The organism is Pseudomonas sp. AL03, assembly GCF_029960815.1.
Classification (GTDB): domain Bacteria; phylum Pseudomonadota; class Gammaproteobacteria; order Pseudomonadales; family Pseudomonadaceae; genus Aquipseudomonas.
Genome location: NZ_JASBRE010000020.1, coordinates 86,504 through 108,996 on the forward strand (window position 1 = coordinate 86,504; position 22,493 = coordinate 108,996).

General features: G+C 59.4%; 22 protein-coding genes and 1 pseudogene. 12 read left to right on the forward strand and 11 right to left on the reverse strand.

Going from position 1 to position 22,493, the window contains the following annotated elements; translation table 11 throughout:
- The first annotated feature begins 25 nt into the window (after positions 1-25).
- Complete coding sequence (locus QK293_RS19390) at positions 26-646, forward strand: TetR/AcrR family transcriptional regulator (protein WP_282379943.1); 621 nt, start codon at positions 26-28, stop codon at positions 644-646.
- Between the two features lie 102 nt (positions 647-748).
- Here the strand turns inward: QK293_RS19390 and QK293_RS19395 are convergent, their stop codons facing one another.
- From QK293_RS19395 to QK293_RS19405, 3 genes are all read right to left on the reverse strand, one after another.
- On the reverse strand, positions 749-1,522 hold the full coding sequence (locus tag QK293_RS19395; RefSeq protein WP_282379944.1) for a phasin family protein: 774 nt from the start codon (positions 1,520-1,522) through the stop codon (positions 749-751).
- Positions 1,523-1,532: 10 nt separating this feature from the next.
- Positions 1,533-1,955: a phasin family protein gene (locus tag QK293_RS19400; protein WP_282379945.1), complete on the reverse strand. Its 423-nt coding sequence runs from the start codon at positions 1,953-1,955 to the stop codon at positions 1,533-1,535.
- A 146-nt stretch (positions 1,956-2,101) separates the two neighbouring features.
- On the reverse strand, positions 2,102-2,377 hold the full coding sequence (locus tag QK293_RS19405; protein WP_282379946.1) for a polyhydroxyalkanoic acid system family protein: 276 nt from the start codon (positions 2,375-2,377) through the stop codon (positions 2,102-2,104).
- Between the two features lie 155 nt (positions 2,378-2,532).
- On the opposite strand from QK293_RS19405, the gene ubiE reads away from it, so the two are divergent.
- The 10 genes from ubiE (at position 2,533) to QK293_RS19455 (ending at position 10,742) form a co-directional block, all read left to right on the forward strand.
- Positions 2,533-3,303 carry a bifunctional demethylmenaquinone methyltransferase/2-methoxy-6-polyprenyl-1,4-benzoquinol methylase UbiE gene (gene ubiE / locus QK293_RS19410; protein WP_007948968.1) on the forward strand — a complete coding sequence of 257 codons (771 nt, stop codon included), beginning with the start codon at positions 2,533-2,535 and terminating at the stop codon, positions 3,301-3,303.
- Complete coding sequence (locus tag QK293_RS19415; protein ID WP_282379947.1) at positions 3,303-3,926, forward strand: SCP2 domain-containing protein; 624 nt, start codon at positions 3,303-3,305, stop codon at positions 3,924-3,926. The genes ubiE and QK293_RS19415 overlap by 1 nt, the downstream gene beginning before the upstream one ends.
- The gene (ubiB, locus tag QK293_RS19420; RefSeq protein ID WP_282379948.1) at positions 3,923-5,527 is read left to right on the forward strand and encodes a ubiquinone biosynthesis regulatory protein kinase UbiB; all 1,605 of its coding nucleotides are present in this window, start codon (positions 3,923-3,925) and stop codon (positions 5,525-5,527) included. The genes QK293_RS19415 and ubiB overlap by 4 nt, the downstream gene beginning before the upstream one ends.
- A 90-nt stretch (positions 5,528-5,617) precedes the next feature.
- Positions 5,618-6,019 carry a phosphoribosyl-AMP cyclohydrolase gene (gene hisI / locus QK293_RS19425; protein ID WP_150796910.1) on the forward strand — a complete coding sequence of 134 codons (402 nt, stop codon included), beginning with the start codon at positions 5,618-5,620 and terminating at the stop codon, positions 6,017-6,019.
- The gene (locus QK293_RS19430) at positions 6,012-6,344 is read left to right on the forward strand and encodes a phosphoribosyl-ATP diphosphatase (RefSeq protein WP_008047820.1); all 333 of its coding nucleotides are present in this window, start codon (positions 6,012-6,014) and stop codon (positions 6,342-6,344) included. Before hisI ends, QK293_RS19430 begins: the two co-directional genes overlap by 8 nt.
- 24 nt (positions 6,345-6,368) lie before the next feature.
- Positions 6,369-6,647 (forward strand): twin-arginine translocase TatA/TatE family subunit, encoded by a 279-nt coding sequence (locus QK293_RS19435; RefSeq protein ID WP_282379949.1) that lies wholly within the window; start codon positions 6,369-6,371, stop codon positions 6,645-6,647.
- A 10-nt stretch (positions 6,648-6,657) separates the two neighbouring features.
- The gene (gene tatB, locus QK293_RS19440; RefSeq protein WP_282379950.1) at positions 6,658-7,080 is read left to right on the forward strand and encodes a Sec-independent protein translocase protein TatB; all 423 of its coding nucleotides are present in this window, start codon (positions 6,658-6,660) and stop codon (positions 7,078-7,080) included.
- Positions 7,059-7,871 carry a twin-arginine translocase subunit TatC gene (gene tatC / locus QK293_RS19445; protein WP_282379966.1) on the forward strand — a complete coding sequence of 271 codons (813 nt, stop codon included), beginning with the start codon at positions 7,059-7,061 and terminating at the stop codon, positions 7,869-7,871. Before tatB ends, tatC begins: the two co-directional genes overlap by 22 nt.
- On the forward strand, positions 7,868-8,575 hold the full coding sequence (locus tag QK293_RS19450; protein WP_282379951.1) for a 16S rRNA (uracil(1498)-N(3))-methyltransferase: 708 nt from the start codon (positions 7,868-7,870) through the stop codon (positions 8,573-8,575). The genes tatC and QK293_RS19450 overlap by 4 nt, the downstream gene beginning before the upstream one ends.
- A gap of 250 nt (positions 8,576-8,825) precedes the next feature.
- Positions 8,826-10,742, forward strand: coding sequence for a methyl-accepting chemotaxis protein (locus QK293_RS19455; protein ID WP_282379952.1), 1,917 nt, complete (start codon positions 8,826-8,828; stop codon positions 10,740-10,742).
- A gap of 51 nt (positions 10,743-10,793) precedes the next feature.
- Here the strand turns inward: QK293_RS19455 and mdoH are convergent, their stop codons facing one another.
- The 4 genes from mdoH to pip form a co-directional block, all read right to left on the reverse strand.
- Positions 10,794-13,364 carry a glucans biosynthesis glucosyltransferase MdoH gene (gene mdoH / locus QK293_RS19460; protein WP_282379953.1) on the reverse strand — a complete coding sequence of 857 codons (2,571 nt, stop codon included), beginning with the start codon at positions 13,362-13,364 and terminating at the stop codon, positions 10,794-10,796.
- Complete coding sequence (locus tag QK293_RS19465) at positions 13,357-15,180, reverse strand: glucan biosynthesis protein (RefSeq protein ID WP_282379954.1); 1,824 nt, start codon at positions 15,178-15,180, stop codon at positions 13,357-13,359. The genes mdoH and QK293_RS19465 overlap by 8 nt, the downstream gene beginning before the upstream one ends.
- 321 nt (positions 15,181-15,501) lie before the next feature.
- On the reverse strand, positions 15,502-15,939 hold the full coding sequence (dtd, locus tag QK293_RS19470) for a D-aminoacyl-tRNA deacylase (RefSeq protein ID WP_282379955.1): 438 nt from the start codon (positions 15,937-15,939) through the stop codon (positions 15,502-15,504).
- Positions 15,936-16,907 carry a prolyl aminopeptidase gene (gene pip / locus QK293_RS19475; RefSeq protein ID WP_282379956.1) on the reverse strand — a complete coding sequence of 324 codons (972 nt, stop codon included), beginning with the start codon at positions 16,905-16,907 and terminating at the stop codon, positions 15,936-15,938. Before pip ends, dtd begins: the two co-directional genes overlap by 4 nt.
- Before the next feature lie 515 nt (positions 16,908-17,422).
- On the opposite strand from pip, the gene QK293_RS19480 reads away from it, so the two are divergent.
- Positions 17,423-17,815 carry a DUF6124 family protein gene (locus QK293_RS19480; protein ID WP_282379957.1) on the forward strand — a complete coding sequence of 131 codons (393 nt, stop codon included), beginning with the start codon at positions 17,423-17,425 and terminating at the stop codon, positions 17,813-17,815.
- A gap of 100 nt (positions 17,816-17,915) precedes the next feature.
- On the opposite strand, the gene QK293_RS19485 is transcribed toward QK293_RS19480, so the two are convergent.
- The 4 genes and pseudogenes from QK293_RS19485 to QK293_RS19500 form a co-directional block, all read right to left on the reverse strand.
- Complete coding sequence (locus tag QK293_RS19485; protein ID WP_282379958.1) at positions 17,916-19,046, reverse strand: hypothetical protein; 1,131 nt, start codon at positions 19,044-19,046, stop codon at positions 17,916-17,918.
- Entirely contained in the window at positions 19,030-19,236 is a 207-nt protein-coding gene (locus QK293_RS19490) for a hypothetical protein (protein WP_282379960.1), read from the reverse strand. Before QK293_RS19490 ends, QK293_RS19485 begins: the two co-directional genes overlap by 17 nt.
- Positions 19,237-19,262: 26 nt before the next feature.
- Positions 19,263-20,012 carry a hypothetical protein gene (locus tag QK293_RS19495; protein WP_282379962.1) on the reverse strand — a complete coding sequence of 250 codons (750 nt, stop codon included), beginning with the start codon at positions 20,010-20,012 and terminating at the stop codon, positions 19,263-19,265.
- 364 nt (positions 20,013-20,376) lie between these two features.
- Positions 20,377-22,493 (reverse strand): annotated as a pseudogene (locus QK293_RS19500) (hypothetical protein); the annotation flags it as partial.

A 22,493-nucleotide genomic window follows, 5' to 3' on the forward strand; every position in this document is an offset into this window, starting at 1 on the left:
TTCAACGAACCATTAAGAAGACTGGATGAAAACCCGCGACCGGATTCTCGAATGTGCTTTGCAGTTGTTCAATCAGAAGGGCGAACCGAACGTCTCCACCATGGAAGTGGCCAATGAAATGGGGATCAGCCCGGGCAACCTCTACTACCACTTCCACGGCAAGGAACCGCTGATTCTCGGGTTGTTCGAGCGCTTCCAGGTCGAACTGGCGCCCCTGCTTGATCCACCGGCCGATGTCGAGCTTGCACCGGAAGATTACTGGCTGTTCCTGCACCTGATCGTCGAACGCCTGGCCCACTACCGGTTTCTGTTCCAGGACCTGTCGAACCTCGCCGGGCGCTTGCCGAAACTGGCCAAGGGCATACGCAACCTGCTCAATGCGTTGAAGCGCACGCTGGCTTCGTTACTCGCTCGATTGAAGGCTCAGGGGCAATTGGTCAGCGAGACCCAGGCACTGGGACAACTGGTGGAGCAGATCACCATGACGCTGCTGTTCTCGCTGGACTACCAGCGGATTCTTGATCGTGAAGGTGAGGTGAGATTGGTGGTGTACCAGATCATGATGCTGGTGGCGCCGCATTTGTTGCCGCCGATCAAGGTGGCGACGGAGCAGTTGGCGTTGCAGTATCTGGAAGAACACGAGTAACCCTGCACACCGCTCCCACAGGGGTACTGCGGTGCTTTACGAATCGTGCACAAACAAAAACGCCCGACCTTAGCAGGCCGGGCGTTTTCTTGAGCCCTGAAATCAGGACTGACTGGTTGGCGTCGATGGAGCTGGCGCGACAGTCGGGGTTGCAGCAGGGGTTGGCGCAGCAGCGGAGTTCGATGCGCTGACCGGGGTTGCCGGTTTGGCGGCAGCTACTGCTGGTTTTGGTGCAGCGGCTTTCGGCGCTGCCGGTTTTTTCACTACTGGCTTCTTCGCTACGGCAGGTTTTGCCGCTGGCTTGGTTGCCGGTTTGGCCGCTGGCTTGGCTGCTGCAGGTTTCGCTGCGGCAGTTTTGGCCGCTGGTTTGGCAGCCGGTTTAGCGGCAGCCTTGGCCAGTGGTTTGGCAGCGGACTTCGCAGCAGGTTTGGCCGCCGCGGTTTTCGCCGCAACAGGCGCAACCTTCGCACCGGTCAGACGCTCGATCTGCTTGGTCAGGGTATCGACCTTGCTGTGCAGCGCTTTGACTTCATTACGGCTCGGTACACCCAGGCGCGAAATGGCGCTGTTCAGACGCTTGTCGAAAGCCCCTTCCAGCTCATCCCACTTGCCCAGTGCCCGATCTTTCACGCCGCTGATGCGCGACTTGGCCGACGAAGCAGAGTCCTTGGCCGCATCGACTTTCTTGCCGACAGCGCTCTTGGTGAGCTTCTCGGCTTTCTCGCCGTCTTTGACCAATGTATCGAAGAGCTTGCTGCCGTCAGTGTCGATCTTCGAATACACGCCTAAACCAGCCAGCCAGATTTTGCGGGAGTAGTCTTCGACTTTCCCGATCCACGAGCTGCCTTCTTTTTCAGTACTCTTTTTACCAGCCATCCCGTTCTCCTTAAGATTTACGCGCGACGCGTTCGAGCAATGCCGTCAGCTCATCGAGCTTGGCAGAGAGTGTCTCAACGTCATGTTTAGACGGAATGCCGATACGATTCAAGGTACTTGCGACACGCGAGTCAAAAGCCTTCTCGACCTTGTCGAGTTGAACTTCGACCTTACCTTTGAAAGTAGTGACTTCACTCTTGGCTTCGTCGATCTCGGCATTCGCTGCTTCAAGTTTCTCGGCAACTGCTTCTTTGCCTTTCTTTTCAACAGCTTGACCCGCGACGATCAACTCTTGAAAGTACTCGTTGCCCTCTTGGCCGACCTTGGTGTAGGCCCCCAGGCCTGCCAGCCAGATCTTGCGGGCGTAAGATTTAACGTCGCTCAGAGCAGTCGTCGAAGCGTCGATTTTTTTCTTCAAAATAACTTTGGCCATGGTGCACCTCACGCGCAGAAGGTTTGAGGAACTGCCCGCGAAAGAGTCGGGCTCAGGCACAAAGTAGTGAGAATAATTAGAAACAGCACCCTAACAACTGACACAAACCCTTGGGCCGGGCCTGTGATCAATGGTGTGGTTCGACGTTATGCCAACGCTTTATCGAGGGCCTTCTCGATTTCCGATTTGATGGTGCCGCTCATGGCCGACATCAACAGGCCAAGTTCGACATCGACCTTGATCGAATTCTCGCCTACATACACCGCGCCTTTCACACCGGAACGCTTGAGGTTCAGGGTGTCGCCAGACCATTGCGGCTCCAGGCCATATTGATCGGACAGTTTCTGCGCCAACTTGTCAGCCTTCTCGCGGGCCGCTTCCTTACCCAGGCCGTGGGCACGCTCAACACTAATACGGGCCATCAATTGACTCCTGCTTTATGGATACTTTCCTGAAGCATCTTGACCGCTACTGCGGCAAAACGTCCCGGCGGTTACCTATCTTACCTTCAGCCTTGCCAAGACAAAGCAGGCCACCGGGATTAGAATGTCCCGCATTCTCTTCTGGTGACAGCGATATGACTGATCAGCGCAAAGGCAGCGATGCCGAACCCACCACTCACTTCGGTTTCAAAAACGTTCCAGAAAGCCAAAAAGCGGAAAAAGTCGCTGAGGTTTTCCACTCGGTAGCCGCCAAGTACGACTTGATGAACGACCTCCTGTCGGGCGGCATGCACCGTCTGTGGAAGCGTTTCGCGATCGAGCTGTCGGGCGTTCGCACCGGTAACCGCGTGCTGGACATCGCCGGCGGCACGGGCGATCTGACCAAGAAGTTCTCGCACCTCGTTGGCCCGACCGGTCAGGTCGTGTTGGCCGACATCAACGAATCCATGCTCAAGGTCGGTCGTGACCGCCTGCTGGATCTGGGTGTGGCTGGCAACGTCGAATTCGTCCAGGCCGATGCTGAAAAGCTGCCATTCCCGGACAACCATTTCGACTGCGTGACCATCGCGTTCGGCCTGCGCAACGTTACCCATAAAGAAGACGCCTTGCGCTCGATGCTGCGCGTGCTGAAACCGGGCGGCCGTCTGCTGGTGCTGGAGTTCTCCAAACCGACCAACGCGCTGATGTCCAAAGCCTACGACGCCTACTCGTTCGCCTTCATGCCGCTGATGGGCAAGCTGATCACCAACGACTCGGAAAGCTATCGCTACCTGGCCGAATCGATCCGCATGCACCCGAATCAGGAAACCCTGAAGTCGATGATGGTCGAGGCCGGTTTCGACCGCGTGACCTACCACAACATGACCGCAGGCATCGTCGCCCTGCACCGCGGCATCAAACCCTGATGTTGCTGGCCGGCCTGCTCGCCAGCGTTGAACTCGGTCTGAACCGGGTGCTGCGTCTCGACAGCACGGCGCTGCCGCGGCTGGCACATCTGAGTGGCAAGGTGATTGCCGTCGACTGCCGCAGCCCGGCGCTGCAAGTGTTTATCCTGCCCAGCGACGAAGGCTTGATGTTGGCTTCCCACTGGGAAGCCGACGCCGACTGCACCCTGCGTGCACCGGCCTCCGGCCTGCTGAAACTGGCAATGAGCAAGGACAAGACTTCGGTCCTGCATGCTCCTGAAGTCGAACTCGACGGCGACAGCGGCGTGCTGCTGGAACTGGCGGCGATCCTTCAGGACCTTGAGCTGGACTGGGAGTACGAGCTCGCACGCGTGCTGGGACCTGTCGCCACGCAACTGCTCGGCGGTCACCTGCGCAGCCGTACACGCTTTTATCAGCAAGGGTTCGCCAGCCTGAACCAGAATCTTGGCGAGTACCTGGCCGAAGAATCGCGCACCCTCGTCGGCCAGCGCGAAGCCCAAGCCCGTTTCAGTGAACTGGACCAGATCAAGCTCGATCTGGAACGTCTCGAGGCGCGCTTCGAGCGCCTTTTCCGATCCCTCGACCCAAGCGATAACGCATGAAGCTGCTTGCCGTCCGCCGTTTGTTGCGCATCCAGCGCGTTGTGATTCGCTACCGCCTCGATGACCTGTTGTTCGCCCTGCCATTGCCGTGGTTTTTGCTGGCGCTGCGCTACGCCTTGCCGTGGCGCTGGTTCCCGCGCAAGACGCTCGACCTGAGCCGTGGCGCGCGATTGCGTCTGGCGCTGCAGGACCTGGGACCAATTTTCATCAAGTTCGGCCAAATCCTGTCCACCCGCCGCGATCTGCTGCCGGAAGACATCGCTGATGAGCTGATGAAGCTGCAGGACCGCGTGCCGCCGTTCGACTCGCAAGTGTCGATCAAGCTGATTGAAGAGCAGCTCGGCAAAAGGATCAGTGAAGTCTTCAGCCGTTTCGACGTCGAACCGCTCGCCTCGGCCTCGGTGGCGCAGGTGCATGCCGCGCAACTGAAAACCGGTGAAGAAGTGGTGGTCAAAGTCATCCGCCCGGGTCTGAAACCGATCATCGCGCAGGACCTGGCGTGGCTGTTCATCCTCGCCCGCGCCGCCGAAAAGCTCTCGGCCGACGCGCGTCTGCTGCACCCGGTGGACGTGGTACTGGACTACGAAAAAACCATCTACGACGAGCTCGACCTGCTGCGTGAGGCCGCCAACTCCAGCCAGTTGAGGCGTAACTTCGACGGCTCGCCGCTGCTCTACGTACCGCAAGTCTATTGGGACTGGTGCCGGCCGAAAGTGCTGGTGATGGAACGCATCTACGGCATTCAGGTTACCGACCTGGCGACCCTGGCCGACCAGCGCACCGACATGAAAATGCTCGCCGAACGTGGCGTTGAAATCTTTTTCACCCAGGTGTTCCGCGACAGCTTCTTCCACGCCGACATGCACCCCGGCAACATCTTCGTCAGCACCGTGACCCCGTGGAGCCCGCAGTACATCGCAGTCGACTGCGGCATCGTCGGCAGCCTGACGCCGGAAGACCAGGATTACCTGGCGCGCAACCTGTTCGCGTTCTTCAAGCGTGATTACCGTCGTGTCGCGCAGCTGCACATCGATTCGGGCTGGGTGCCGGCGGAAACCAAACTCAACGAATTCGAGGCGGCGATCCGCACCGTGTGCGAGCCAATCTTCGAAAAACCGTTAAAAGATATTTCCTTCGGTCAGGTGCTGATGCGCCTGTTCCAGACCGCTCGGCGCTTCAACATGGAAGTGCAGCCGCAGCTCGTGCTGCTGCAAAAAACCCTGTTGAACATCGAAGGCCTGGGCCGTCAGTTGTACCCGGACCTCGATTTGTGGAACACCGCCCAGCCGTTCCTCGAACGCTGGATGCGTGAGCGGGTCAGCCCCAAAACCTTGCTCGGCAACGTGCAGAGCCAGTTCGAACAACTGCCGCACCTGGCCAACATGGCCCGTGACCTGCTCGAGCGCGTGTCCCAGCCCCATGCCTACGACCCGCCGCCACCGTGGCACCGGCGCAAGGACGATTGGCTCTTGCGACTGCTCGGCTGTGCGCACCTCGCCGGCGGCACAATACTCGCTGCCGGGGGGCCGCTGAACGAACTGGGTCATTGGCCGGCCGGTATCATGGTGGCCGTCGGTTTGTATCTGGTCGTTCGCCGATAGCCAGAGCACCCACACGCTGGCACACTGTTTCAACGCTGAATTTCACGTAGGCTTCTATTCATGAAGTGTGGGCCTGCATCGGAGTCGAAGATGAAAAACTGGCTGGACGAGATCAAGTGGGACGCTGATGGCCTGGTGCCGGCGATTGCCCAGGATCACAAGACCGGGCGCGTCCTGATGATGGCCTGGATGAACCGTGAAGCGCTGGAACTGACCGCTGCCGAGAACCGCGCCATTTACTGGTCACGCTCGCGTGGCAAACTGTGGCGCAAGGGCGAAGAGTCCGGCCACGTGCAGACCCTGCATGAGATGCGCCTGGACTGTGACGCCGACGTCATCATCCTGATGGTCGAGCAGATCGGCGACATCGCCTGTCATACCGGCCGTCAGAGCTGCTTCTACCGCGTCTTCGAGAATGGCGACTGGACAACCGTCGACCCGGTTCTGAAAGACCCGCACGCTATCTATTCCGCAGGACACACCCATGAGTGACACTCTGACCCGTCTGGCCGAGGTACTGGAAGAGCGCAAAGGCGCCGCTGCCGACAGCTCGTATGTCGCCAGCCTGTACCACAAGGGCCTGAACAAGATTCTGGAAAAAGTCGGCGAAGAGTCGGTCGAAACCATCATTGCCGCCAAGGATGCCGCCATCAGCGGTGACTGCAGCGATGTGATCTACGAAACCGCCGATTTGTGGTTCCACAGCATGGTCATGCTTGCCCAACTGGGGCAGCATCCACAGGCTGTGCTCGATGAACTGGACCGTCGTTTCGGTCTGTCCGGACACGCCGAGAAAGCCTCGCGTCCGTCCGCCTGAACACTATTAGAGAGGAGCAGCAACATGGGCATTTTTGACTGGAAACACTGGATCGTCATCCTGATTGTTGTCGTGCTGGTATTCGGCACCAAAAAACTGAAAAACCTCGGCACTGACGTGGGTGAGTCGATCAAGGGCTTTCGCAAAGCCATGAACGATGAAGACAAGCCAGTTGACCCGACGGTAACACCGGCCCAACCGGTTCCACCCGCTCAGCCACAGACCACACAGTCCGTGAACCCGCCGCACACCATCGACGTGCAGGCGCAAAAAGTCGAAGAGCCGATCCGCAAAGACATGTGAGCACTGACTAATGTTTGGTATCAGCTTCCCTGAACTGCTGCTCGTCGGCCTTGTGGCCCTGCTGGTGCTGGGCCCCGAGCGTCTGCCAGGTGCTGCGCGCACCGCCGGCCTGTGGGTCGGTCGTCTGAAGCGCAGCTTCAACGCGATCAAACAGGAAGTTGAACGTGAAATCGGTGCCGACGAGATTCGTCGGCAACTGCACAACGAGCACATTCTGTCGCTGGAGCAGGAGGCGCGGAAGATTTTCACGCCGACTCAGCAGGAGCCGACGCCGGTTCAGCCGGTTGAACCTGTGGTGGAGCAGACGATTCATGCTCCAGCCGCCGAGCCTGCGCCTGTTGTCGCAGCGCCTCCAGTAGAACCTGTTACGCCTGCGGCTGCGCCTGTTGCGCCGGCCCCTCATGACCCAACATTGCCGCCGCGAGCCCCATGAGCGATCTCCCCGAAAATGACCAGCACATGCCGCTGGTTTCGCACCTCACCGAGTTGCGTACTCGCCTGCTGCGTTGCGTAGCAGCGATCTTTATCATCTTCGCCGGGTTGTTTGCCTTCACCCAGCAGATTTATACCTTCGTCTCCACGCCGCTGCGTCAGTACCTGCCAGTGGGCGCGACGATGATCGCCACCGACGTGTCGTCACCGTTCCTGACGCCGCTGAAGCTGACCATGATGGTTTCGCTGTTCCTCGCGATCCCGGTGATCCTGCATCAGATCTGGGGCTTCATCGCGCCAGGTCTGTACAAGCATGAGAAACGCATTGCGGTGCCGCTGCTGATGTCCAGCATCCTCCTGTTCTACACCGGCATGGCGTTCGCCTATTACCTGGTGTTCCCGTTGATCTTCCAATTCTTCGCCGCAGCCACCCCGGCCGGTGTGGAAATGATGACCGACATCGCCAGCTACCTCGATTTCGTAATGACGCTGTTCTTTGCCTTCGGCGTGGCGTTCGAGATCCCGGTGGCCGTGGTGCTGCTGGTATGGATCGGCGTGGTCGACGTTAAGTACCTGAAGAAGATCCGCCCGTATGTGGTCATCGGCTGCTTCGTGGTCGGCATGATCCTGACGCCGCCGGACATCTTCTCGCAGACGCTGTTGGCCGTACCGATGTGGCTGCTGTTCGAAATCGGCATCCTGTTCGGCAGCCTGATCAGCAAGCGCGGCGAGCACCCGGACGACCAACCGGCCGACGATAACAACGACCAGCCGCCAGCGACTCAACCGTGAACCTGCTGCTTCTCGAAGAAGCCGATTTCATTGCGGCCGACCGGGTGATCCTGCGCGATCGCCGGTTGACTCACATGCAGGAAGTCCACCGCTCCGTTGTCGGCGACAGCCTGCGGGTCGGGCGCATCGGCGGACTGATGGGCTCGGCCGAGTTGCTGCGTCTGGACGCCGATGAAGCCGAGCTGCGCGTCACTCTCGACCAGCCGCCACCGGCCAAGCTGCCGCTGACCCTGGTGCTGGCCCTGCCACGGCCGAAAATGCTCCGTAGGGTGTTTCAGACCGTGGCGGCCATGGGAGTGCCACGAATCGTGCTGGTGAACAGCTATCGCGTCGAGAAGAGCTTCTGGCAAACCCCGTTCCTGGAGCCCGACGCAATTCGCGAGCAACTGATCCTCGGCCTAGAACAGGCCCGGGACAGCGTGCTGCCGGAAATCGTTATCGAAAAACGCTTCAAGCCGTTCGTCGAGGACCGTCTGCCGGCGATCACCGATGGCACCCTCGGCCTGGTCGGCCACCCCGGCAATTACCCGCCCTGCCCCCGTGGCCTGGACGAACCGGTGACCCTGGCCATCGGCCCCGAAGGCGGCTGGATTCCGTACGAAATCGACCTGCTGGGCAAGGCCGGCCTGCAACCGGTGCAGCTCGGCGACCGCATCCTGCGGGTCGAAACCGCCGTCACTGCGCTGCTCGCACGCCTGTTCTAAGGCTAAACACTACCTGTAGCAGCTGGCGAAGCCTGCGTTCGGCTGCGAAGCAGTCGTCAAACAGTTACACGCGACCAACCTGAAAGACCTGGTGCCGGATTTCACGACTGCTTCGCAGCCGAACGCAGGCTTCGCCAGCTGCACAGGGAACGCGTTCACCGGAGGTCTGTGCCCACAGCGCCTATAGAATCTCACCTGCCTGCCGATACAGTCTCCATAAAACCAACGAATGGTTCCAGGGAGTTGCAGCATGTACCGATGGATAGCCGAGAAACTGGGGAACGTCAGCGTCAATCGCAAACTGGGTATCGGCTTCGGTCTGGTGCTGCTTCTTACCTTATTGATCACTTTCACCGGCTGGACCGGGCTGAGCGGCGTGATGAGTCGCGGCGATAAGCTGGGGTTTATTGCCAGCCTCAATGACCTGGCCAAAGACCTGCGCCTGGCCCGCCTGGATTACGAAATACGTCGTGGCGAACAAGGCCCCGGTGCGGTCAACGACCTGCTTGGCCAACTCGATACCGGCCTGAAAACCGCGCGCACATTGATCGAACAACCGGCCGACATGGCCATGATCGACCAACAACTGGCCGCCGTCGGTGAGTACAAACACGCCTTCACCGCCATGACCCAGGCCGGAGTCATCCGCGAAGACGCCCGCGGCAAACTCGGCGCCACCGCCGACAACGCCGTAGCCCGTGTCGCCGAAGTCGAAAAATCCATGCTGCAAGGTGACAGCGTCGCCGATTTCAACAGCGTGATCGACCTGAGCAAGCTGATCCAGCAAGCGCGCTTCCAGGTTCGCGGTTATACCTACAGCGGCAAAACCGAGGCCGAGCAACCCGCTCTGGACGCCATCGACAACGCGCTGAAAAACCTCGAAAGCCTGCCCTCCAAGCTGCCGGAACAGCACATTGCCCACCTGCAGCACGCTACGGATTCGCTGAAAGCCTACCGCGCCGCCGTCAGCCAGTTCCGCGACTCTCAGGTCGCCAGCGCCGCAGCCCTCAAACGCATGGCCGATCAAGGCCAGATCCTGCGCGACACCAGCAAAAAACTCACCGTGTCGCAAACCATCGTCCGTGACACCGACGCCGCGCACGCCAAAAATCTGCTGCTGATGGCCACCGTCCTGGCGCTCGCCTTCGGCCTGCTTGCCGCTTGGGCCATCACGCGTCAGATCGTGATTCCCCTGAGCCAGACCCTCAAAGTGGCGGAGCGCGTTGCTGCTGGCGACCTGACCCAGAACCTTATCTCTGAGCGTCAGGACGAACTCGGCCAGCTACAGCGCGCCATGCAGAGCATGACCCTGGGCCTGCGCGAGTTGATCGGTGGCATCAGTAACGGCGTCACGCAAATCGCCAGCGCCGCTGAAGAGCTGTCGGCCGTCACTGAGCAGACCCGCGCCGGGGTCAACAGCCAGAAGATCGAGACCGACCAAGTGGCCACCGCCATGAACGAAATGACCGCCACCGTGCAGGAAGTCGCGCGTAACGCCGAAGAAGCGTCCGAAGCCGCCGTCGCCGCCGACCAGCAGGCCCGCGAAGGTGACAAAGTGGTCGGCGAAGCCATCGCCCAGATCGAGCGCCTGGCCAAAGAAGTCGGCAACTCCACCGAGGCCATGGCTCATCTCAAACGCGAAAGCGACAAGATCGGCAGCGTGCTCGACGTGATCAAATCCGTGGCCCAGCAAACCAACCTGCTGGCCCTCAACGCCGCCATCGAGGCCGCCCGTGCCGGCGAGGCCGGACGTGGTTTTGCGGTGGTCGCCGACGAAGTCCGCAGCCTGGCCCAGCGCACCCAGAAGTCCACCGAAGAAATCGAAGAGCTGATCGTCGGCCTGCAAACCGGTACTCAGCAAGTGGCGACCATCATGGACAACAGCCGCAGCCTGACCGACAGCAGCGTCGAACTGACCCGCCGCGCCGGTGGCTCACTGGAAAGCATCACCCGCACCGTCTCGGCGATTCAGTCGATGAACCAGCAGATTGCTGCAGCCGCCGAACAGCAGAGCGCGGTGGCCGAAGAGATCAACCGCAGCGTGCTGAACGTGCGCGACGTATCCGAGCAGACCTCGGCAGCCAGTGAAGAGACCGCGGCCTCCAGCGTCGAGCTGGCGCGGCTGGGGACGCATCTGCAGACGCTGGTGGGCAGGTTCAAGGTTTAATCGGCCGGGCTGATCAGCGTAAAAAAAACCCCGCTTTCGCGGGGTTTTTCGTTAGGCCAACTGAGGTTGCACGCTCAGCGGCTTGAGCGGCAACAGCGGCGCATGGGGATCGGCCTTCACCGATTTACGCCACGCCTCCAGCCACGCGGGGTGACCTTCGTTCCAGATCTGCTCATGCAGACGACCCAATGCCACCGGGTCACTGAGCAGTTCCACGCGCTCATTGTTGTTCAGACCTTCAGGCCCGGCTTTCAGCGCATGACGAACCCGTTCGATCCGCAGCCACTCGATCGGTTCGGCCTGACGGTGACGGGACGTCGCCAGCGAGCACGCCAAAGCGTTCTGCTGTGGGTCGACCACTGCCCGGATGAAGCCGTCGTTCAGTGCATGCCAACGGTTTTCGTGGGTGTACTGGTCGGTAGCCAGCAATGCCTGTGGCGGATTGTATTCCTCAGGGATCAGGAACAGGCTTTCGTCACGGGACTTGAGGCCCAGGCCGACTCGACTGGAGATCACCGACACCGGAATCGACAGCATCAACGAACCGACGATCGGCACCAGCCACCAGAGAAAGCTCGGGTTCAGCCAGATCACCAGCAGGGCCCAGAAGAAGCCCAGCAAAGTTTGCGGGCCATGGCGTTTTACCGCTTCGCTCCAGGGCGTGGAATCGTCGTCACGTTGTGGCGAGTTCCAGGTCGCGGCCCAACCAAGGAACGCGGCGAGGACGAAACGGGTGTGGAAAATCATCCGCACCGGCGCCAGCAGCATGGAGAACAGCATCTCCAGCAGCATCGACAGGGTCACCTTGAACTTGCCACCGAACTCTTTCGCGCCCTTGGCCCAGATCAGGATGATGCTCAACAACTTCGGCAGGAACAGCAGCACGACGGTGGTCGAGAACAGCGCGATCGCCTTGTCCGGGTGCCATTGTGGCCACAGCGGATAGAGCTGACGTGGCTCAAGGAAGTACTGCGGCTCCATCAGCGTGTTGACCGCCAGCAGCGCCGTCGACAGCACGAGGAAGAAGAACCACAACGGCGCCGACAAGTAAGACATCACGCCCGTCAGGAACACTGCACGGTGCACCGGGTGCATACCCTTGACCAGGAACAGCCGGAAGTTCATCAGGTTGCCGTGACACCAGCGACGGTCACGCTTGAGTTCGTCCAGCAGGTTCGGCGGTAATTCTTCGTAGCTGCCCGGCAAGTCATAGGCAATCCACACGCCCCAGCCGGCACGGCGCATGAGCGCAGCTTCGACGAAGTCGTGGGACAGAATTGCACCGGCAAACGCGCCTTTACCCGGCAACGGCGCCAAGGCGCAGTGCTCAATGAACGGCTTCATGCGGATGATCGCGTTGTGGCCCCAGTAATGGGATTCGCCCAACTGCCAGAAGTGCAGACCGGCGGTAAACAGCGGACCGTACACACGGGTCGCAAACTGCTGCATGCGTGCATACAGCGTGTCCATGCCCGAAGCGCGCGGCGCGGTCTGGATGATCCCGGCGTCCGGCGTGGCTTCCATCAAGCGCACCAGACTGGTCAGGCAGTCACCGCTCATCACAGAGTCCGCGTCGAGCACGACCATGTACTTGTAGTCACCGCCCCAACGACGGCAGAAGTCGTCGAGGTTGCCGCTTTTACGTTTAACGCGACGGCGACGGCGGCGATAGAAAATCTTGCCGAAGCCCTTGGCTTCACGGCAGACGTCCAGCCAGGCTTGTTGCTCGGCAACGCAGATATCGGCATCGTTGCTGTCGCTGAGGACAAAGAAGTCGAAGCGATCCAGGTTACCCGTGGCCGCAACCGACTCGAAGGTCGCCCGCAAACCGGCAAACACCCGTGGCACGTCTTCGTTGCAGATCGGCATCACCAGTGCGGTGCGAGCGTCCCTGGGGATCGGCTCGTTGCCGGCGCTTTTACCGGAAATGCGGTATTTGTCGTGACCGGTGAGCAGCTCCAGAAAGCCCATCAACGCGGTCCAGAAACCGGCCGATACCCAGCAGAACAGAATCCCGAACAGAATCAGGATGCTGGTTTGCAGTGCATAGGGCAGGACTTGCGTGACGGTTTGCAGGAACGGCTGATGCAGGACTTCGTTCAGGTCGACGAACGACCAGCCCTGGTAAGGCATGATGCCTTTCATGTACCAGCCAGCAACGATGGTCTGACCGAGCATCAATACCAGCAGAATGTAGCGGCGGATCGAACCGACAGTGCGCCAGCGAGCCGCTGGCAGCACGTTCTCGTCTTTCGGCGGGGCCGGTGGATTCTTGCGACCGGTCAGACGCCGCCAGCCCCGCACCAGAATGTTGGTGCGCCACGGCTCGGGCACGACTTTGGTCCGGCGGATCGGCGGTGTTGCCCGGAGGCAAACCCGACCGCTGGCGTCGAGCACCAGCATTTCCGCTTCTTCCAGTTCTTCAGCGGTGTTCAGGGTCAGACGACGGCCCACCGAGGCTTGCGCAGCCTCGGTCGGTGCATCGAACGTCGAGGACGACAGACGCTGGTGCAGCTCGCTGAAAGACTTGCAGCCCGCGAGTTCCGCGCGCTGCTCGTCGGTCATTGGCAGATGCGCCAGATACTCGGCAAGAGTCTCTGGCTGTACTTGAGAATTACTCATCGGCAGGCAACTGGTAGCTCCAGGTCTCGGTCAGGACTTCTTCAGTCGGTGCCGATTCCGGTGTGGCTGGGGCCGCGTCGGCAGCGACTGGCTGCTTGGCGTCTTTGTTGTCCTTGTCCTTGGAATCTACGGCCGGCTTGGCCTCGGCTTGTTTGGCTTCAGCTTGCTTGGCTTCCTTGGCTTCCTTATCCATCTTCTCTTGTTGCTTGGCGGCAACCTTGTCGGCCTTGGCGACGGAAGAATTGGACGCGGGTAGCGATATTTTGGCCAGGTCGGCAGTCACGATGTTCTTGACCAGTGCAGCACGCATCTCGGTAGGTTTGCCCGGATCCTTGATTTTCATCCGCAGGGTCAGGCGCCAGCCCTTGGTTTCAGGGTTGTAACGTACGCTGTTCTCGACCAGCTCGGCATTCTCGCCAACGCTGACCTGGCTGCGAACGTCCGCAGTTTCCGGCAGTGCTGCAAGGGACGGACCTTCGAAGTCCACTAGATAGGCAACGCTGCCGTCCGGCTGACGGATCAGATTGGACTGTTTCACGTCACCCGTGGAGCGCAGGGTTTGTTGGACCCAGGCGCTGTCCGGTGCGTGAAGTGCGGCTTCGTCGATGGTCCAGTGCATGCGATAAGCGACGTCTAGCGGCTGGCCAGGCTCAGGCAGCTTTTCCGGACTCCAGAACGCAACGATATTGTCGTTGGTTTCATCGGCAGTCGGAATCTCGACCAGATCGACGGACCCCTTGCCCCAATCGCCTTCTGGTTCGATCCAGGCACTTGGACGCTTGTCGTAGCGGTCGTCGAGGTCTTCATAGTGGCTGAAGTCGCGGCCACGTTGCAGCAAGCCGAAGCCACGCGGGTTCTCGATGGCGAAGTTGCTCACCGACAGGTGTTTCGGGTTATTCAGTGGACGCCAGATCCACTCGCCATTGCCGGCATGGATCGACAGACCGCTGGAGTCGTGCAGTTCGCGACGGTAGTTGAGCACTTTCGACGGCTGATTGGCGCCGAACAGGAACATGCTGGTCAGCGGCGCAACGCCAAGCTTGGTGACTTTGTCACGCAGGAACATTTTGGCCTTGACGTCGACAACGGTGTCGCTGCCCGGACGCAGGGTCAGGCGATACGCACCAGTCGCCCGTGGCGAATCCAGCAGAGCAAAGATCACCAGGTGCTTGTCACCGGGTTTTGGCTGTTGAATCCAGAACTCGGTGAAACGCGGGAATTCTTCGCCGGACGGCAAAGCGGTATCAATGGCCATGCCGCGAGCGGACAAGCCATAGGTGTGACCCTTGCCGACAACGCGGAAATAACTCGCGCCGAGCATGGTCATGATTTCGTCTTGCTTGTCGGCCTTGTTGACCGGGTACAGCACACGGAAACCGGCATAACCCAGTTGTTCGGTGGCTTTAGGATCGAACTTTACGTCGCCAAAATCGAACCGACTTGGGTCGTATTTGATCTCTTCGACCGTGTTAGCCGTGACTTCGTTGATTTTCACCGGCGTATCGAAATGCATACCCTGGTGATAGAACGACAGCTTGAACGGGGTTTTCTGATCGGCCCACTCGGCTTTTTCGGTCAGAAAGCGAATTTTTTGATAGTCCGCGAATTTCATCTCGCGGAACTCGTTCGGCAGGTTACTGCGCGGAGCTTCGTATTTCTGCCCGGCCAGCTCTTTTGCCTTGACTGATACATCATCCAGATTGAATGCCCAAAGCTGACCGGCGCTGAGCAGGCAGAGCAGTGCAGAGCCCGCGACCAGAGCGCTTCGTAACCGTTTGGCAGACAATTTTGGTGCATTACAGGGACTAACAATCACGAGCAACCCTCGCCGAAAACAGATCAAAAAACCAACGGCCAGTTAAAGTGCCTGTGCGGGGTGCGGTGTGGAAAAACCGACCCTACAGACCACTCTTGCCAAGTTGGCGAGCATTATTCCGACTCCGATGGGACTAAATGATTCCCCAAACGGTCCAGGACAAGTCTCTACCTAAGTCAAAATGGACCAACGAACGCTGATCCCCGTAGCGCGCGATTATCTAGTAGGCCGCGTTACAACGCATCAGGGGCAACAAAGTATTTATCGCGAAAAACGCCTGTTTTCAGTCGAAAAGCCCTTAAAAAGATGTTTCAAGCGCTTTCAGGTCTGTAACAGGAAGGTTACCGGGCCATCGTTGACCAGGTGCACCTGCATATCCGCGCCGAATCTACCTGATGCCACAGTGCCATGCACCTGTTTCGCTTTCCCTAATAGATAGTCAAAAAGCGCCTCGCCCAGCGCCGGAGGGGCAGCGGTCGAAAAACTCGGACGTAACCCGTTCCTGGTATCGGCGGCCAGGGTGAACTGTGAGACCAGCAGCAACCCGCCACCGACATCCGCCAGGGACAGATTCATCTTGCCCTCGGCGTCACTGAACACACGATAGTTAAGCAGCTTATGCAGAAGTTTGTCGGCGCTGGCCCGTGTATCCTCAGGCTCTACCGCGACCAACACCAGCAAACCCTGATCGACGGCACCCACCACCTCCCCCGCTACCTCGACTCGCGCGCCACGCACACGTTGCAGCAGGCCCTTCATGCTTCTTCAGGGGCCAGGTCGAGCAGACGCCGGGCCATCTGATCGGCGGCGCGAACCAGTGCATCAGTAATGCCCGGTTCGGAGGCGGCATGGCCAGCATCGCGGATGACCTGCAACTCACTGTTCGGCCAGTTCTGGTGCAATTCCCAGGCGTTATCCAACGGGCAGATCACGTCGTAGCGACCATGGACGATCACGCCGGGCAAATGAGCGATCTTGCCCATGTCGCGGATCAGCTGGTTCGGCTCAAGGAACGCATTGTTGGTGAAGTAGTGACATTCGATACGGGCAATCGACAGCGCGCGCTGAGGCTCGGAGAAGCGATCGACCACCAGCGGGTTCGGGCGCAGGGTGGCGGTCCGGCCTTCCCACGTGGACCAGGCTTTGGCCGCATGCATCTGGGCGATCTGATCGTTGCCGGTCAGGCGTTTGTGGAAAGCCGACAGCAAGTCGTCGCGCTCGTCCAGCGGGATGGGCGCGATGTAGTCCTGCCAGTAATCGGGGAACAGACGACTGGCGCCGCACTGGTAGAACCATTCGATTTCCTGCGGGCGGCAGAGAAAAATCCCGCGCAGAATCAGACCGTGCACACGCTCCGGGTGAGTTTGTGCGTAGGCAAGCGCCAGGGTCGAACCCCACGAACCGCCGAACAACACCCATTTATCAATGCCAAGGTGCTGGCGAATCCGCTCAAGGTCGGCAACCAGATCCCAGGTGGTGTTGTTTTCCAGGTTTGCGTGGGGCGTGGAGCGACCGCAACCGCGCTGGTCGAAGGTCACAATGCGATACAAGTTCGGATCGAAATACCGACGGCTCTGGGCATCGCACCCGGCGCCGGGGCCGCCGTGAATGAACACCACCGGCAAACCTTCCGGCGAACCGCTTTCGTCGACATACAGCGTGTGGGTTTTATCGACGACCAGATCGTGCCGGGCGTGGGGTTTGATCTGCGGGTACAAAGTCTGCATTGCGCGCTCCGTATGGGGTCGAGGTCATCCCTGGGGGGACTTCTATTATTCTGCCGTCCGGCATCATAAACCCGAATTACGCCAATGAGCATGCCTTGCAGAGTCAGAGTTTTTCAGCCGGTTTTTTCAGACTCGTTCTTGCCAACATTTCGGTAGTTAAACACCGCTAGACAGCGTTTGTTTAAAACACCTCAAGGTTACTTCCTGCAAGCTACAACCCCTTGCGTCGTTGCCTACGGCTACGCCAGAATCCGCCGGCTTGTGCGCGTTGGGGTCGGTCGGTAACTTGGTTCCTGTCACTGTCCATCAGTGATCGGGTTTAGCAGTCCGTCTTGACGAAGCGCATCTGCATCCAGACAGTCAGGTCATTTCATGCCTGCACTTTATGGTAGCTGTGCGCAGGGCGCCCTCGGGCGCGCCGGATTCGTCTCCACCGGTCTGCTAACCTGCGCACAGCTGCCACCCTGCGTTTAGCAGCGATTCGGTGACGGCTCCACGTTGTTGGAGAATTGAATATGTTCAAGGTCACACCAAACCCACCGGATACCGATCCGGTCTCCCCATACGAACCTGATTCAAACAAACTCAACGAAGCCGCCGAGCGCGCCCTCGACCATCACTTCCCGCCAGCCGACCCCAAACCACCAAAACGCAACGGCCAGCTCTTCAGCGTCTGCCCGGACATCAACCCTGAAACCCTTCTCGCCAATGCCTCGGAAGATTTGCTGTCCATCAGCGCCATCGCCGCCAACCTCGCCGACGATGTGGACGGTTCCCGCCGCTCCGTAGCCTTGGCGCTCAGCCGCATGGCTGACGGCGTGCATTTGTTGGTGGAGCGAACGCTGGATCATCTGGATGAACCCGAGATGGCGGCGATTTTCGCCAAGCAACAAAATCGAGTCAGCTGATTCGTCAGGCATAAAAAAATGGGCACCCAACCTCGTTGGCGTGCCCATTTTTTATCCCGCTCACCCGCTACGCGGGAAGTCGGTGCTTATTACGGACAGCTCATGCGCGACCTTTGTCCGTCGGATTCAAGCGCTGAACCTCGGCAAAGATCTCGGTAATCGGGCGTCGCGGTTGGCGTTTGTGCAGGGCGCGGACCTGATCGCTCAGGCGCAGCAGTTCTTCGCTCGGCTTGGCCCATTGTTCCTTCGACAGCGGCGCGGACCATTGGCGCATCACTTCGGGCAAGGCGTGCGGGGCCATTTTCTGAAGGCGGCGGACTTCCCATTCGGTCAGGTGGTTGGGAATCGTCCACAGCGTCATCACGTGGTACAGGTACCAGAAGAAGCCGGACACTCGACCACGTTGGCCGTCGCGGATTTGCTGATGCATACGCGCGCGGGCGTTGTGGAAGGTGTGCAGGCCTTCGTGGGGCGGGTCGTTCGGGCCTTGCAGGTCTAGCGGATCCTGGATGGATTTGAGGTCGTGGATTTCGTATTCCATGTAGCCGCGGATGGCTTCCCAGTGGCTGATGGCCAGGGAAAGACCGAAGCAAGGGAATTCGACGCTGGTCAGCGTCTCGCCGTGCTGGAAGCCGATGCCCATGCCGTACTGGCGGTGGATGCCGTACTGGGTGGAGCCTTGGGCTTCGATGACCCAGGCGGATAGGGATTCCCAAGGGACGAAGAGCGGTTCGGTGGCGTTTTCGGGCATGAAGCAGACTTCGCGGCGTTGGCGGTTGAAACGGGTGGGGATGATGGCCGCGCGTTTGTTGTGATAGTGGAGCCAAGTGCAGAGGAGGATGGCTAAGGCGGAGAAGCCGGTAACTAAGGCATATCCATAGATGGCGAAGAATAAATCAATAACAAATTCCCATGTATATGCGAAGTCATATCCGAACATAAGGCCCACGCAGCCAATTGCTGGCGGGATTAGGAACGCGATCATGAAGGCTCCGCTGAAGGGCCCGCCTAATATGAGCTGCCATGAAAACACTTGGGGCGATCCCAAGCCAAAATCCATATACACCTCATTTAGCTCCCCGATATGCGGACCATGCGGCGGCATCGGTGTCGGCAACGGCAAAGGCGCGAGATAGGTAATTCTTCCGCTTGGAAACGGCTCGACATCGCCTGCATTTCGAGGTTGATCAAGATGCGGCGCACACATGGGAATATCAATCTTGGTGGGCATGGTCGGCCAACTCCAGCAAATGGGTTTCAACCAGCAACAGGGGCGGATGCTCGGTGACGGATTGACGGGGCAACGAAGGGAAACGCCCCTCAGCACGGGGGTTAAGGCGAATGACGTCAGTCAGCGATTCCCACACCCCCTTGGTGTTCAAGGTCTGTATGCAGACGGCCAGCTCCAGTGTTTCGGACATCGGAGCAAATACATTGAAAAAACAACTCATGCGCGACGTTTGTCGGTCGGATTCAAACGCTGTACCTCGGCAAAAATCTCGGTGATCGGGCGTCGCGGCTGACGTTTGTGCAGGGCGCGGACCTGTGCGCTCAGGCGCAGAAGTTCTTCGCTCGGCTTCGCCCATTGTTCCTTCGACAGAGGTTCCGACCATTGGCGCATCGCCTCGGGCAACACCAGTTGGCCCTTTTTCTGGAGGCGGCGGATTTCCCATTCGGTCAGGTGGTTGGGAATCGTCCACAGGGTCATGACGTGGTACAGGTACCAGAAAAACCCGGACACTCGACCCCGTTGACCGTCACGGATTTGCTGGTGCAGGCGCGCACGGGCGTTGTGGAAGGTGTGCAGGCCTTCGTGGGGCGGGTCGTTTGGGCCTTGCAGGTCTAGCGGGTCCTGAATGGATTTGAGGTCGTGGATTTCGTATTCCATGTAACCGCGGATGGCTTCCCAGTGGCTGATGGCCAGGGAAAGACCGAAGCAGGGAAACTCGACGCTGGTCAGGGTCTCGCCGTGCTGGAAACCTATGCCCATGCCATATTGGCGGTGGATGCCGTATTGGGTGGCGCCTTGGGCTTCGATGACCCAGGCCGAGAGGGATTCCCAGGGGACGAAAAGGGGTTCGGTGGCGTCTTCGGGCATGAAGCAGACTTCGCGGCGTTGGCGGTTGAAACGGGTGGGGATGATGTGGAGGCGTTTTTTGTGGTTGTGGTGCCACACACCGAGGCCGATGAGCAGCATTAAAAAACCGCCCTGTATGGCTGGTCCGTACGCCTCATTGAATACTCCTTTTATGGCATGAGTAATATCGTCCCAGCCCATGCCGAACAAAAAAAACATGAAGCCGCCAAATAGAGGTATTAAGAATGCAACCGAGAAGGCAACACTGAATGGTCCCCCTAATGTCATCTGCCACATAAAGACTTGCGGTGATCCCAGCCCAAAGTCCATGTACACCTCATTGAGTTCCCCGATATGCGGGCCATGCGGCGGCAGCGGTGTCGGCAATGGCAACGGCGCGAGATAGGTGATCCTTCCGCTGGGAAACGGCTCGACATCGCCGGCTTTGCGGGATTGCTCAAGGTGCGGTGCAGGCAGGGAGCTATCAATCTTGGTGGGCATGGTCGGCCAGTTCCAGCAGATGGGTTTCAACCAGCAACAACGGTGGATGCTCGGTAACGGATTGACGAGGTAACGCAGGGAAATGACCCTTACCGCGCGGGTTGAGGTGAATAACGTCAGTCAGCGATTCCCACACCCCCTTGGCGTTCAAGGTCTGAATACAGACGGCCAGCTCCAGTGTTTCGGAAGCCGGGGTAAATTCGCTGTCAGGATCCACGGGATATTGCAGGCACAGCACCAGCCGATCGGGTCCTGTTTGTACGATGCGCAGGCTGGCTGTGATTTCATCGCTGATAACGTCCTTGCGCTCTCTCGGCGTGCCACGGCTGTGGAGAGGAATGGCAATGCGGTGGGCGCCGATCCCCAGGCGATGAGCCGGTTGTCCACTCAACGGTGGCTGGAAATCGCTGAGCTTGAGCCTTGGCAGCACCAAGTGAATGTCGCTGGGTTTGGCTTTTAGCAGCAAGTTTTTCAGCCACGAATCATGCTCGTTCGGACCCAGTTGCGTATACGGGGCGTTCAGCAAATAGGCCAGATAACGCTGATATTCATCCAGGGCATGGTCGCCGCGATGATCGGTGTCCAAGCTCCAGGGTGTGGTTTTCAGCCATCTATCATGGGCACTGATGTTGTAACGGTTGTACAGCCAGGTTCCGCCCAACTCCAAAATGGTGAACAGGGCACCGGCCAGATTGAACCGGAAGAACACGGTGGACAAACGGGTACCAGCCGCGGCCCAAGCAGCCGTTCTTGCTGCAGCGTTTCTGGCAATCGCTACGCTATACCCCGCGTGTAAGGTATGACCTAAGCCATAGGCATTGACGGTCGTCATGCCGGCCGCGCCCGCTGCAGCGAGCGCTGCACTATTCTGCGCAGCAGCATTCCCACTACGCGTCGCCTGTTGCCAATTCTGCTGTTGGGTATTGAGACTAACCACTGAAGAGATAAAACCGAAGCCGTAGGTGAAAATGCCCAGTCCAACATGCAGCTTGCCCATCTGCACATGCAAATTTTGCAAGGCGTGGTGTTGAAGACCCGCGACGAGCGCAGCGCTACGTGCCTTTAACGCTGTATCGGCGAGACTTTGGGCCGCAGTGAATCCCGCCGCTCCGGTAGCCATCGCTGCATTAAAAAAGGGCATCCAGACTCGCTTGTTCTTGGATTGGTTGGTCAGTTCCCTTATGACCGAAACCAAATTCACCCCCTGCACCAAAAACACCAACAACCCCATCCCCTCGCTCCGAATCAACTTCCCATTCGGCACGCCTTGAACCCCCAACCGAATGTCCTTCAACACACTCCGCACCTCCAACTGCTGCGCCGGCGGAAACACCAGCGTCACCCCCGCCCGAGCCGGCGTCGCGCCGTACAGGCGCGCCGACTGATCCGGCAGCTCCGCAATCGGGCTCAGCGCCCCGGCCAACCGGCCTTCGAGCTGCGTCAACTGCCCACGCACCCGCACGATCTCGCCCTGCAACTCCACCGCCCGTGGCGTCTTGTGCCCCTGGCGGTTTTTGTTGTGGGTGAGCTGGTTACGTTCACGAGTCAGGGCTTTCAGGTAATCGCGTTCCCTGAGCAGTTCCTTGAGGTTGGTTTGCAGCGCCGCGTGTTCCGCCGGGCTGGCGACAGTAAAGGTCACCCCGGTGGTTTTCGCCGCATCGAGGATCCGCCCCGACAAGGCCTTGGGCAGGCGGCTGAACAACTCGTCAAGGTCGGGGATTTTCTCTCCCGCCAGATCGAACCCTTCCAGCGCCCGGCTCAGACCCAGGTTCAGCGCCGGGCTGAGGCTGTGCTGCGCTGCGTCCGCGACGGCGCGGGTATGTTCGGGCAGGTCGTCGAGGGCCGGCAGGTGCGCTTGTTCGATTTTCTGCAGCTCGCCCAGCCAGTGCGGCAGGTTGTTGAACACCCCCATGCCGGCGTTGAACAGCGTGGCGTATTGCGCGGCCCGTTCTGGCTGAAGACGCAGGGGCAAGGTGTAGAACAGTGGCCGGGTCAGTTCAGGGTGTTTCTCCAGATAACCGAGGAGGATTTCGCTCGCGTGGTCACTGCGGCAGATGTCCTTGAGGCAGGCGTATTCGGCGGTGAAGGCCTGGTGGAGTT